We start from the raw sequence: 13,659 nt of genomic DNA on the forward strand, positions 1-13,659 counted from the left end.
GGTATGAACATTGTCCGGGTCTCGACTGACCGGGGCTCGATTGTCCGGGTCTCGAACGACCGGATCACTGATGGCACGTCGCGATTTAGTGCAAATTATTGACCGCACACTTTAACGGCAAAACAAATCCACTAGACGTTGTTGCTCCGAATCGATGGCGTGTTGCTTGGCTATTTCAGAAAATGGCGTCAGTACAGGCTGATTATTGCAAATACCCGCCATCTGGTTACTTTCCCCTTGAATAAGGGCATTTACTGCCACCACGCCTAGCCTTATGCCTAACATTCTGTCTGCTGCTGTAGGGTTGCCTCCTCTTTGAATGTGGCCCAGTTTGCACACACGTAAATCTATTGCGTCGTTCACTTGACGTATCTGCTGTGACACACGGTCGATGCTCAACTCGTTGCCTTCTGACAACACCACAATAAACGCATCTTCACTTTCGTAACCCTGAATTTTATCTAGCAGGTACGCCATATCCTGCGGGCTTTCTGGGATTAGGATCGAGTCAGCCCCTGATGTTAAGCCTGAAAACACCCCTATATAGCCGGAATCTCTGCCCATGACTTCAATAACAAACATTCTGTTATGAGACTCTGCGGTATCCCGTATATTATCAATACAGTTCATCGCCGTATTGACCGCAGAATCGAACCCCAAGGTAAAGTCAGTGCCTACCGTGTCATTATCTATGGTGCCAGGGATACCAATACATGGAATGTCACTTATCTGTGACAACAGCGAAATGCCACGAAAAGTGCCATCTCCGCCAATCGCGATGAGCCCGTCGATTTTATTATCGTGGATATTCTGTAACGCCACTTCTCGCCCTTCAGCCGTTCTAAAGCGCTCGCTTCGCGCGGTTTTAAGCACGGTACCGCCCAGATGCATGGTTTTTTGTAACTGCTTAGTCTTCAGCTCCACGAAATCGTTATCAATCAGCCCTTCAAACCCTTTGCGTATCCCGCTGACTTTAATGCCATTGGCGCTAGCCGCTTTTACCACTGCATACAAAGCGGCATTCATACCAGGGGCATCACCGCCTGAGGTAAATAAGCCAACATGCTTGATATCTTTTGTCATAAATCGTCATCCAAATCGTTGAAAAAATCTCTACTGGTATTACTCAAGCACCTGCTTACTGAGTATGTCCATTGCTGTATTGCACTGATAAATATGAGGGCTAGCAGTTTTTAATTCATATGCAGCAATCTGCGCGGCGGTCATTTTTTCAATGTGCATAATAATGGCGCGCAACGAATTACCATGAGCACAAACCAACACATTCTTGCCTTGCTGTAGAGCCGGAACAATATGCGATTGAAAGTAAGCGATCGCGCGAGTGGCGGTCATCGCGAGACTTTCGCCATTGGGCGGTGCGACATTATAACTTCGCCGCCAAGTATGAACCTGTTCATCACCGAACAACTGCCGCGCCTTGTCTTTGTTCAGCCCCTGTAGGTCGCCGTAATAGCGCTCATTCAGTTGCTGTGAAACGTAAATTCTCAGCTCAAGTTCCTCAGCGGGAGACGCTTCAAAATGCTCATACCACTGACTACCAGTATCATGAATACGCACGTATTGGTGGCATTGGCGATTATGCCGAAGTATCTCATATAGGGTATCTTGCGCCCGCAATAGCTCAGAGGTGAATGCTAGATCAAAGCGCTGCTGGGCTAACATTTGTGCGGCTCGCTGCGCTTCTTTTACCCCTGACTGGCTAAGCGAAACATCCACCCATCCGGTGAACCGATTTTGCTGATTCCAAATGGATTGCCCATGGCGTATCAAGGTTAATAACGACATTTTCCGCGGCCTTTCATCAATGTACTTATCATTGATTATGCCGCGCTATTCTCTTAAAAATAATCAGGGTTTATACCTATATTTGCCAATTTTGCTTGCAGCCCCACGTTCAACGCTCTGTTGTGCAACAGGCACTTTTTGTGGTGCAGACGGCCCTTGCGATGAAGACGACTCTATGCCCATTTATCTCCAAGGCAGCTATTTTGGTGGGCTATTTTTTTGCGAGCTGTTCTTTCGCGGCTAATACTGTGACGTGTGGGCTGTCGGTGTGCCCGTCAAACTGACGGCTTTCAGTTACGAGTTACATGTTGCACTACGTATAAGCCACGCGTTTGTAGGTGGAATTACGCATAAAAATAGCCTTAAGTAAGGCGTAAAATATCGGTGATTTAAGGTGCCTCCACTGACATTTTGTTGAGTTAATTCGTGCCTCTGAAAAACACAAAATATAGCCTTTACAAAATGGACGTCGCTCGCCCGAGTCAACTAACACTTTGATCCCAACACGCATATCAACCCAGCCACGGCTATCGGTATTGATCGGGTGTGGAACAGATCTAATTACGCAGTAAATTGAGTTGCAAAACCTAAACGTGAGATGAGTCAGCAATACATTATTTCGTAAAGTTTCATGAAATGCATCGGCTCAGCTAACGCAGTTCAACTCGACTTGCTGCTACATTCTACTCTTCAGCAAAAGGTAAATTTTATGAAAGATTCAACACGTTATGTTCGCTGGTTTAAAGAGCTCGGTATTGCTGATGTGGCTCTTGTTGGCGGCAAAAACGCCTCTCTAGGGGAAATGTACCAAAACCTGACAGCAAAAGGTGTGCGCGTACCGAACGGGTTTGCCATTACCGCTGAGGCTTACAATTATGTGCTTGAATCTAATAACGCATGGCCCAAATTACATGCCGCGCTGGATGGGCTCAATCCAGATAACATCAAAGACTTACAAGCCGGCGGAAAGAAAGCCCGTGAGATAGTGATGAACTGCGTGCTGCCAGATGATCTCAAAGCAGCCATTCTAAGCGGGTACGCTGAACTCAAACAAGAATACGGTAACGACATTTCACTGGCTGTGCGCTCATCTGCGACCGCTGAGGACTCTCCAGAAGCCTCCTTCGCTGGTCAAAACGACAGTTATCTGAACATAAGCAATGACGAAGCTTTACTGGATGCTTATCAACGTTGCTTAGCATCAAATTTCACTGACCGCTCTATTCACTACAAACACGATAACAATTTTGATGTGTACACCGTGTTTTTATCTGTGGTCGTGATGAAAATGGTACGCAGTGATATCGGTGCCAGTGGCGTGATGTTTTCATTAGACACTGAAACATCTTTCAAAGATGTGGTCTTTATTAACGGTGCCCTTGGCTTAGGCGAGAACATTGTGCAAGGCACAATTGAACCCGATAGTTTCTATGTACACAAGCCCACTTTTAATCTTGGGCATCGCACTGTACTCAAGCGCCGCTTAGGTAAAAAAGAATTAAAGATGATATTCACCGACAGTCTCAATACTGACAATATCGCGGTGGAATATACCAACAATATTGAAACCAGCGACGACGAACGAAAACATTACTGTATTTCGGACGCAGACGTCATGGTATTAGCTGACTACGCGATTAAGATTGAAAACCATTATTCAGGCGACGCAGGTCATTACAAACCGATGGATATGGAGTGGGCGAAAGACGGCATCGACGGTGAGCTCTATATTGTTCAGGCGCGTCCTGAAACCGTTTCATCGCAGAAAAACGGTGCGCTGCTAGAGATTTATCATCTAAAAGAAACCGCGAATGTTGTGGCACGCGGACAAGCCGTAGGCACACGCATTGGCGCGGGTAAAGTTCGAGTTATCAATGACGTAGCCTTACTGAGTGACTTTCAACCCGGTGAGGTATTGGTCGCCGATACCACCACCCCTGATTGGGAGCCGGTGATGAAAATAGCATCCGCAATTGTAACAAACCGAGGCGGTCGTACTTGTCACGCCGCCATTGTTGCGCGCGAGTTGGGCATACCCGCCATTGTCGGTACCAATAACGCCACTGAACTTCTCACCGATGAACGCCCTGTGACGGTTAGCTGCGCCGAAGGAGAATTTGGCAATATCTATGAAGGTATTTTGAACTTCGACATCGAAAAAACAGACCTTAGCCAATTGGCGCACCCTAACACTGAAATCATGATGAATTTGGGCAACCCTGACCGAGCATTTAGTCTCGCCTCTTTACCGGTCGACGGCATAGGGTTAGCGCGCATGGAGTTTATCATTAACGAATACATCAAAGTGCATCCTATGGCGCTGCAACATCCCGACCAAACCGATGACGACACCCGCCAAAAAATAAATGAATTGTGCGCAGCTTATGAAAGCCCCCAAGATTTCTTTGTAAAAGCCTTGTCTGAAGGTGTTGCCTCAATTGCAGCAGCGGTGTATCCCAAACCCTGCGTTGTTCGTATGAGTGATTTTAAAAGCAACGAATACGCAACATTATTAGGGGGCACGTTTTTCGAGCCTGAAGAAGACAACCCAATGATTGGTTTTCGCGGCGCGTCTCGCTATACCCACCCTGCTTACGCCGATGGTTTCGCGTTAGAGTGCCAGGCCATGAAGCGAGTACGAGATGAAATGGGCATGACCAACGTTAAACTAATGATCCCCTTTTGTCGTCGTGTGCAAGAAGGCGAAAAGGTAATAAAAGCGATGGCTGAAAATGGCCTGACGCGTGGTGAAAATGACTTACAAGTGTATGTGATGTGCGAAATCCCCAACAACGTCATTCAAATCGATGCGTTCGCGCAACTGTTCGATGGTTTCTCAATTGGATCGAACGACTTAACCCAGTTAACGCTAGGTGTGGATCGTGATTCGCAAATCGTTGCTTTTGATTTCGACGAGCGCGATCCTGGCGTAAAAGAAATGCTTCGTTTATCAATAGAAGGCGCCAAACGTAACGGCCGCCATTCAGGTATTTGTGGGCAAGCTCCGTCTGACTACCCTGAAATAGCCGAATACCTCGTGGAACTAGGCATTGATGCTATGAGCCTAAACCCAGATACGGTATTGGCCACCACAAGGCGCGTTTTAGACGTTGAAAAGCGCTTAATACAACCAGCTAAATCAGCATGAAAGTAGACTACGTCATAACGTAAAGAGCAAGAAAGAAAATGTGCGCAGTAGTCAAACAAGACTACTGCCACTTCACGTTAGTGTTATTCATTATTGATCATTCAATAGACGTAAAACCAAAGAAATGATCTTCGAATCTCACCACATGATAAATACCATCACATCGACGCCATTTTAATCAACTTTGGATAGAAAATTGATTGCTATCAAGCCGATTAATGTCAGTTAACCAATAATCACCTTTGATAATCAGATGAAGATAATCCGTGTTTAATTCATCGGAATATATTCTGAATAGCATGTAGCGTATGGAAGCCAGATCAGCTTATGAATACTCGAGAATTCGGCCATGTTTGAAAAATACAATTGGCGCACCAGACGTGAAATTTATATGGGAATATGGAGCTTTGGTCTTGGTGTTGTTGGTGCCATTGGGGCACTTGGGTTTATTTGGTTACTGCAAGTGTGCAGCGAATTTTTTATCGTAGGCATAGGTGAGTTCGATGAAACTCAACCCCTGACCTTTCCGTTTTTAATGCCGTTGTACTGGGTACCTGTGGTGACCACTTTAGGTGGGTTAATATCCGGGGTTATCGTTTATCGACTTGCACCTGAAGCAGAAGGGCATGGCACCGATGCCTATATCGAAGCTTTTCATCAACACGATGGCGCCATACGCAGCAGAGTCCCTTGGGTAAAAGCGTTAGCGAGCGCAATCACTATTGGCTCAGGAGGCTCTGCTGGACGTGAAGGCCCCACAGCGCAGATTTGTGCGGGGATCGCCGCCATCCTTGCAGATCGTTTTGGACTAGCAAATGCAGAGCGTCGCTTATTAACAGTGGTTGCCACAGCTGCCGGACTTTCAGCGATATTCAAAAGCCCACTTGGGTCAGCTCTATTCGCGGTTAAGGTCCTTTATTCTGGGTTTTCAATGGAGACCCGTGCTTTATACTTTGCCATACTCGCTTCAGCCACGGCGTACACCATCATGGGGTTTGTTGTCGGTTGGTCACCTATTTTTAATATCCAGGCGGCGTTATCACTGACACATCCGATGGAGCTAAGCTGGTTTGTTGGCTTAGGAATAGCCAGCGGTATTGTCGCAAGTATTATTCCAACGATATTTTATACAATTCGCGACTTTTTTCGCCTAATCAACATACCTCATTTTATTAAACCTGCGATTGGCGGGTTACTGCTTGGCTTAATTGCCATGTGGATACCGCAAATTCTCGGCGGTGGATATCAGTGGATTGAACTGGCAATCAATCATCAACTGTCACTCACCGTGTTACTTGTTCTACTTTTACTAAAACCCCTAGCGATGGCCTTAACCATAGGCTCCGGAGGATCAGGAGGTATATTTGCACCCACGTTATTCATTGGCGCTATGTTGGGTGCAGTATTTGCTGAATTAGCCGGTGCGGTAGACTCTTTTCCCCCGAGCTACGCAAGTTGTGTGATTATCGGTATGTTAGCGCTGTTCGGTGCTGCTGCGCGCACGCCACTAGCGAGTTTAGTTATGATTATGGAAATGACGGGGGAATATGGTCTGGTCGCGCCAGCAGCCGTGACAGTGGTAATAAGTGCATTGGTGCAGCGAACCTTAACAGGTTCACTTAAGTACCCCACACTGTACGAATCCCAAGTGGCATTGTCTATTGACAGTCCGACGATCCGCAGAGAGTACATCAGCCAAATGGTCGCATTAGCGGATCCTAAGGGGCTGAATCTGCCACCTACGCTTTTGGTCGACGAATCCATTCGTCATCTCAGTAACGGTCAAACTATCTCATTTCCTGACGGACGAGTGATGCGTGCCTACAGTATAACTAACACCGCCAGCAAAGACGGTTTACTCGCCTTGGCGCAACAAAATCACGTTTTGTTGCTCAGTATCATTCGCAATGGCGTCAGCATAATACCCGGCAATGGTGTCAGTCCAGCAGAAGGCGACCTTGTTATTGTGGTCGGCTTGCAAGCAAGCCTACCTGCGTCGTTAACGTCAGGCGAAGAAGCTGTGTAATATATATGTGACGCGGGATTACTCCCGCATCATATGTTACGCTTCTGTGGATATCAAGATGCCTTGGCTAGGGCGAGAGCGGTATCTAACATCCGGTTAGAAAATCCCCATTCGTTATCATACCAAGCACACACCTTAACCAGTTTTCCGTCTATCACATTGGTTAAGCTCGCATCAAAAATGGAAGACGCTGAATTATGGTTGAAATCAGTAGATACCAGTAATTCATCACAATATTCAAGTACTCCTTTTAGCGCCCCATTACTTGCCGTGCGCATAATAGAGTGGATTTCGTCAATAGTGGTAGCACGACTCGCGATAAACGTAAAATCCACCATGGATACATTAATGACAGGAACGCGAACCGCGAAGCCTTTGAGTTTGCCATCTAATGCGGGTAGCACAAGGCCCACTGCCGTGGCAGCTCCGGTTTTAGTGGGGATCATCGACATCGTTGCAGAGCGCGCCCGGCGAATATCCTTGTGATATACATCGATGAGCACTTGATCATTTGTGTAGGCGTGGATGGTGGTCATCGTGCCGCTTTCTATGCCAATCGCCTCGTGCAGTGGCTTTACTAATGGTGCTAAGCAATTGGTGGTGCATGATGCGTTCGATACGATTGTATGCTCAGCCAACAGCGTGTCGTCGTTAACGCCAAATACGATTGTTGCATCAATGCTGTCTCTTGCCGGAGCGGCCAAGAGCACTTTCTTTGCACCCGCATCAATGTGCATTTGTGCCGTTTCTCTGGTGCGAAATAAGCCAGTGCATTCTAAAACGATGTCTACATTCAACTCGCTCCAGGGTAATTTCGATGGATCTCGCTCTTTAAACACTCGCACCTCGTCATTGCCGATAATGATGTTATCACCATCAACACATACCTCTGTTTGAAAGGTTCCGTGCGCTGTATCATGTTTTAGCAATAGCGCATTGGTGCTTGCATCACCTAGGTCGTTTATCGCTACGATGCGCAGTTCATCTGCTCGTTCAGATTCATAAAGAGCTCGCGTGACCATGCGCCCTATACGTCCGAAACCATTTATCGCAATATTGATAGCCATTTATATCCCCCTTAATAGAATTCAATTCATGAAACACCCATCTGTGAGAATTAAAAAAATTCCCAGCGTTATTGATGCATCACTACCATTACATTAAGCAAATATTCGATATTGATGGGCATCAATAATGGGATGTTTGTTGAGCAAAAAGTTAAAAACACACACTCATGACAGCCCATCGTTAGCAAAATTAGCTAGGGCAGATGAGGCGCTTGCGCCCGTTAAGAAGTGAGACGTGAGAGGTGAAAAGTGAAAAGTGAAAATTAATAACTGAAAATCTCCACTGTCGACCAAATAATGTAAATTGCGGCATACCACTAATTAACCTAGATGGAATTGCGGAAAACCCTTATATAGCGAACGACCTTTTGTCGCTAATATAAAGGTCTATTGATATCGCTACTTCGATTGCTAGCATGGTTAATAGATATCCTCGACATATAGGTACCGACCTCTTTTGGGCCCATCAGTATTACTGCAAGATGGGCTCCTTTTTACGTGACATCTTGCCGAATTTTCACGCAATATTGAGCGCTAATTTTCAGCAAAGCCAAACAGCGTAACTTCAATTAGTGGGTTGAATAATAGGCCATGACCCCAAACATCTACTGTATACAGGGTTTCTACTTGCGCTATCCATATGTGCTTTGTGAGCAGACTGTATACATTAGCAAGTAAATCACACCATACAGAGGAAGCTTTATGACTGACTACAACGATCAAAGTAACTTACAACAACGACCTGAATTGGCGACTCAAGCTATTAAAACAGCGATCGCTAACGGCGACGAAGTACGACTTAAAGCATTACTGACCAACGAGCTATTTGATGAGTTGGAGAAAAAGCACTTTATTGAATTGGCAAAAGAGAACGGAAACACCAATATTGTAAAATTACTCGAAGGCACGCCAGCAACCCCTTAGTCTGAAAGCTAACGGCCTCTACGTTAAGCGCTGACAGTTGTCGTGTGACGTTACGCTTGGCGTTAAGTTTGTTATAGATTGCTGCGACATCCGTGCATCTTCAATTCTGCGCCCTGCGCCGGCACAGTGACTCCAACGATATGCCAGCCAGGCCTCATCTGAGCGGGTGTCGGTTATCAGTGTCTTCCACCTGACTTAAAAGGTTTCTTTGAGCAGGTTTAACATGTCATCCACCGACAGCTTAGTCGCGGCTTCATTACCTTCTAATAAGCTATCCGCTAGGTCGCGTTTATGCTGATGCAGGGAGACGATCTTCTCCTCTATGGTGTTCCGAGTAACTAAGCGGTAGATGGTGACTGGGCGCAGTTGCCCTATCCGATGGGCGCGATCCGAAGCTTGTTCTTCTACTGCTGGGTTCCACCATGGGTCCATGTGTATAACGTAATCCGCAGCGGTTAAGTTTAAGCCGGAGCCACCCGCTTTTAAGCTAATCAAGAAGATATCCCCCTCTCCGCGCTGAAAAGCATTAACGCTAGCCTGTCGCTGCTTTTGCGGTGTCGAGCCATCTAAGTATTGGTAACTAAATCCTTTGGCTTCAATGTGCTGCTTGATCAATTGTAAATGCCCAACAAACTGGCTAAAAATAAGCGCTTTATGATTATTCAGCTTAAGCTCTTCTAATAACTCATCAAGTGCTGCAAGTTTGGCACTGGGTATTGTCGTTTCCGCCATGACCAATTTGGGGTTGCAGCAGGCCTGGCGTAATTTTACGAGCTCTGCGAGCATTCTAATGCGCTGCTCACCTGCGTTAGCTTGTTGACCGCTTTGGCTAATATTGTCGATGGCATTGAGTCTAAGCGCTTCATAAAAATCGCGCTCCTGAGCGCTCATTTCAACACGAATATTAATCTCAGTGCGCGATGGCAACTCCGTTAATACTTGGTTTTTCATGCGCCGTAATATAAACGGCTGTATCAGTACTTTAAGGGCTTGACTGGCCTTACGCGCAGCCAACGGGTCTTCATGGGCATTTTCGATAGGCACTGAAAAGCGCTGACCAAAGCGCTTAATGTTACCAAGCAAGCCTGGGTTGATAAAACGAAATAGGCTCCACAGTTCGGTCAAGTTGTTTTCAATCGGCGTGCCTGTTGTGATCATCTTAAAATCACTTTTCAGTGCACAAGCCGCTTTTGTGCGCTTAGTCAGCGGGTTTTTCAAGGCCTGGGCTTCATCTGCCACTATGCTGTGCCAATGCACTCCTTTAAGTATTTCGCTTTCTCTTTGCAGTAATCCATAACTGATGATCACGCAGTCGAACGGACCTAAGTCGTTCAACAGCATTTCGCGCTGTAGCGTGTTAGTCGAGTCAGCGAATAACTTTATATTCAAGGTTGGGGCAAATTTAAGCGCCTCTTGTTGCCAGTTAAAACACACAGATGTGGGGGCAATCACCAAGCTTGGCCCATTGCTGGCCCGAGACAATAAAATGGCCAAAGCTTGTAAGGTTTTCCCTAGACCCATGTCATCAGCTAAGCATGCCCCTGCCCCCCAATGAGCAAGGCGTGACGCCCAATCAAAGCCAACCAGTTGATAATCACGTAATTGCGCTTGAAAGGTCGAGGGGATCAGCGGTGAAATCTCGCTCGCTTGGTGCATTTTTTCGGTTTGCTGCTCCCAGGCATGAATGGTTTTCATGCGCATACCTGTGGTGGCTTCTTCCATTTGCAAACTGGCTAAAGGGTGGAATTTTCCGTCATCAGTAACTTGATTCATTAACTCAAGTTTATGCCGCAAATCGTCAGACAAGGCGAGTATTTGTTCCTCACCAAGCTCGATAAATCGTCCATGGCTAGTTTTAACCAGTTCAAGCAGCTTTCTCAATTCAATGACCTGTTCATTGTCTATTTGTAAGTCACCGGTAATATCAAACCATTCATTCTTTTGACTGACCGCCAACTGCAGTTGCTCACTGTCTAGGGTTTTCGATAAGGTCACTTTTTTACCTTTCGGCCAGCGCAGCACTAAATCAAAGGTGTCTCGCTTGTGGGCTATTTCTAACTGTTCAAGTGCACTCAGGGCCGCTTGCAAATCATCTAACAGTAGAACGTTGTCCGGCATATCCAAAAACATTGGGCAGGCTTGGTCTAGCTCATCGAGTAAGGTTTCTTCTCGCTGCAAATCACGTTGTGTCGCCATGCGTTTGCCGTCTAAATCAGTGGTCAAACTGGCATTGCCCACACCAGGTTTGAACGCTGGTCCATTCTCTCCAAATGGCATCACGACGCAGGTAAAGGTCAAGCCGTTTTGATTTGGCTGAATATTGACCACCAAATTAGGATCGCACTCAAAGGCTTCTAATCCGGTGTCCAGCTCAGCAATATCAGATTGAATATTCAAAAAAGGAGCAATCGCAGAAATCCCTTCAAGGGCTTTTTGTTTGGCGCTAATGGGAATAAGCAAACCGGATTCGCCAATGATGTGGGCCACTTTTAGATGCGATGCTGAGAACACGGTCAGCTGATATTGATTATCCGAAACCGCCTTTAGATTGTAGGCAGGCTGATCGTCGTCCTCGCGAATGTCATCGGGTAAATCAGCAATGCTCAAACAGAGTTGTTCGCCTAACGCGCTAACTAATAATTCTGGTTCGCGTTGGGTGATGTCAATCTTTTGGTTTACATCGTCCGCTTTGTATAAGTTGTCTATGCCAACGGCGGCTTGCAGCGCAGGTAACCCTTGCAGCATATAGTCAACTTTTGAGTAGTAGCCCCAACTTTGATATGCGTCAATGGCATGGCAAAGCTTTTTGTCACTTTCGGTTAAATAGTCAAATTTGTGGGGTTCTTCTTTGAGGCGTTTTAGCGAGACCACTCGCCCTTTGCTCCAGCCTGACTTATTCAGCTTCTGCTCTCGCGCCGTTAAACTGTGGGCATAGGTCTGTTCAAATTCCCAAATTAAGCGCACAGGCTTGATGACCACCTCTTTAGCGGGCGTGTCATTTTTAGGTGCATTTGGGTTAAGGGCAATCAGTTTATCAAGGGCTAAATCCCACTGTGATTTAGTCACAATCAAACGGGTAAAATCCACTAGATTTCCTGCTAATTCTGCCGAGGGTGCGAGCGTCGAAGATGGCGCGGACTCAGCTTTCTCGTGATTGAAGCTGGTGGCAAATTGCGCGCATATTTGCGCGAAAAGCGGGTAATCAAGTTGCATAAAATGCCCTCGATATTTCAACGCTAACCTTGCCAATGCTGGATCTTGGCTTTGATTACACCAAACCTGCCCTAAGAAATAATTGAAGTAACACAGCTGATGGGCGAAGAAGTCTAATTCATCGTCAATGCTGTTGTAATCAATATTGATATCGTATTTTAACCCCGCAGAAAGGCACATAATGGGCTTAACAACGCCTTGGCCTATATAGTAAAAGTCGCTGTTAACTTTACGGTCGCTTTCTTCATATTCCACTTGTTGCAGTGCACTGCTAAACGCACTCACATCATCTTGATTCGCCTTTACCATTAACGCCAATTTATAGAAGTAACCTGGCAGCTCATTCAAGTATTGTTTTTTGCGCTTCGTTAACTTGTTTTTTACCAGCATGGCTTGTTCGAAATAACCAATAGCAAGCTCATTCTGCCCTATTAAAAAGCAATGAGTGCCTCGCAGCTGCAACCCATAGCTGCTTTTGTCTTGTGGATTTTGAATACGTAAAAAGTCATCAAAGCGCAGCTGATATAAATACTGCTCTGCTAATAGATGATGACAGTCGCTATTGTAACTCGGCTCTGTGGTATCTGGTGCAGCTGCGCAAACTTGCTCTAATAATTGAATGGGGTACGCACAGCTTTGCCCTTCTATTTGAAACGTTCTAAGAAGCGTCGCGAATGCTTGGTATTGAACCGCGCTGGAAAGCTGTAAAAAAGATTTTAAATCAAAGGGTAAGAAAAGAACCTCGAGCAATACCTTGTTCTTTGTATGCTCAATAATTTGGGGGTTCTTATGAAAATCTAACGCGCCTTCAAAGTCATCCATTTGATGCAAATAATACAAATCACGGATCACTCTAGCGCTATCAGCTTCTTTGTTCTGCCAACTATAACTGTTTATGACTGGCACTACTTGCTCGCCAGTCATGATGATTTCGAGTAATCTTTGCCCTGGTTCAAGGTCTGCGACGACAGGCAACCGGTCGATTTTTTTCACTAAAAAATTGCCCAACAGCGGATTAAGTTGCAAGCCTTCTCGGTTGTTTATTAACAACGATTCAGAGGTGAGTTGTTCTTTTTTCTCAGAGGTAAGTGCGTATTGTTTTTTGGGTAACGCCAGTAAGCCTCGACCAATGAGTAAATCAATGACCAAGGCTAATTTCAGCGCCCCAATGGGCTTATGAATGACGGATAAAATGAATAGCGTCGCTTGCTCAGCTTCACTCAGCGTTAAAAATTTCTGATATAACGCTTCGATTTGATGATGTGATTGGGGATGAATTAAAGCAGCAAGCTTCATAGTCAATTGATTCTTAATAACGATTCTTTTTCAGTGGCGTGAAGTTATCAAAATCATTGCCGCTAAACAATTGCTATGAGTCAGCTTCAAGTGCCCCCAGCCGATCCAATGCTGCGTTGTTTAGCCTAGATTGGCTATGGCTACCCGCGCTAGCCAAACCCATAACGCTTGCTATTTTG

At 45.8% G+C, this 13,659-nt stretch carries 7 protein-coding genes; 3 read left to right on the forward strand and 4 right to left on the reverse strand.

What is annotated here, in order from left to right; all coding sequences use genetic code 11:
* Positions 1–111: 111 nt before the first annotated feature.
* Entirely contained in the window at positions 112–1,083 is a 972-nt protein-coding gene (locus AC0L6N_RS11115; protein ID WP_473474667.1) for an ATP-dependent 6-phosphofructokinase, read from the reverse strand.
* Positions 1,084–1,122: 39 nt separating this feature from the next.
* Positions 1,123–1,806: a histidine phosphatase family protein gene (locus AC0L6N_RS11120; protein ID WP_473474668.1), complete on the reverse strand. Its 684-nt coding sequence runs from the start codon at positions 1,804–1,806 to the stop codon at positions 1,123–1,125.
* A 709-nt stretch (positions 1,807–2,515) separates the two neighbouring features.
* Here AC0L6N_RS11120 and ppsA point away from each other — a divergent pair.
* Together ppsA and AC0L6N_RS11130 are read left to right on the forward strand one after the other, a co-directional pair.
* Positions 2,516–4,954, forward strand: coding sequence for a phosphoenolpyruvate synthase (gene ppsA, locus AC0L6N_RS11125; protein WP_473474669.1), 2,439 nt, complete (start codon positions 2,516–2,518; stop codon positions 4,952–4,954).
* Positions 4,955–5,303: 349 nt separating this feature from the next.
* Positions 5,304–6,980, forward strand: coding sequence for a chloride channel protein (locus AC0L6N_RS11130; protein ID WP_473474670.1), 1,677 nt, complete (start codon positions 5,304–5,306; stop codon positions 6,978–6,980).
* A 53-nt stretch (positions 6,981–7,033) separates the two neighbouring features.
* Here AC0L6N_RS11130 and gap read toward each other — a convergent pair whose 3' ends face one another.
* A complete protein-coding gene (gene gap, locus AC0L6N_RS11135) occupies positions 7,034–8,047 on the reverse strand; it encodes a type I glyceraldehyde-3-phosphate dehydrogenase (protein ID WP_473474671.1) in 1,014 nt (337 codons plus the stop codon).
* Between the two features lie 702 nt (positions 8,048–8,749).
* Here gap and AC0L6N_RS11140 point away from each other — a divergent pair.
* A complete protein-coding gene (locus tag AC0L6N_RS11140) occupies positions 8,750–8,971 on the forward strand; it encodes a hypothetical protein (protein ID WP_011575375.1) in 222 nt (73 codons plus the stop codon).
* Positions 8,972–9,166: 195 nt separating this feature from the next.
* Here AC0L6N_RS11140 and AC0L6N_RS11145 read toward each other — a convergent pair whose 3' ends face one another.
* Positions 9,167–13,480: a DEAD/DEAH box helicase gene (locus AC0L6N_RS11145; protein WP_473474672.1), complete on the reverse strand. Its 4,314-nt coding sequence runs from the start codon at positions 13,478–13,480 to the stop codon at positions 9,167–9,169.
* Between the last annotated feature and the right edge of the window lie 179 nt (positions 13,481–13,659).

The sequence above is a fragment of the Paraglaciecola sp. G1-13 genome (genome assembly GCF_055809255.1).

What these genes read in the sequence shown, in the direction of transcription:
- AC0L6N_RS11115 (WP_473474667.1), bottom strand. Translation starts at nt 1,083, where the DNA reads ATGACAAAAGATATCAAGCATGTTGGCTTATTTACCTCAGGCGGTGAT.
- AC0L6N_RS11120 (WP_473474668.1), bottom strand. Translation starts at nt 1,806, where the DNA reads ATGTCGTTATTAACCTTGATACGCCATGGGCAATCCATTTGGAATCAG.
- ppsA (WP_473474669.1), top strand. Translation starts at nt 2,516, where the DNA reads ATGAAAGATTCAACACGTTATGTTCGCTGGTTTAAAGAGCTCGGTATT.
- AC0L6N_RS11130 (WP_473474670.1), top strand. Translation starts at nt 5,304, where the DNA reads ATGTTTGAAAAATACAATTGGCGCACCAGACGTGAAATTTATATGGGA.
- gap (WP_473474671.1), bottom strand. Translation starts at nt 8,047, where the DNA reads ATGGCTATCAATATTGCGATAAATGGTTTCGGACGTATAGGGCGCATG.
- AC0L6N_RS11140 (WP_011575375.1), top strand. Translation starts at nt 8,750, where the DNA reads ATGACTGACTACAACGATCAAAGTAACTTACAACAACGACCTGAATTG.
- AC0L6N_RS11145 (WP_473474672.1), bottom strand. Translation starts at nt 13,480, where the DNA reads ATGAAGCTTGCTGCTTTAATTCATCCCCAATCACATCATCAAATCGAA.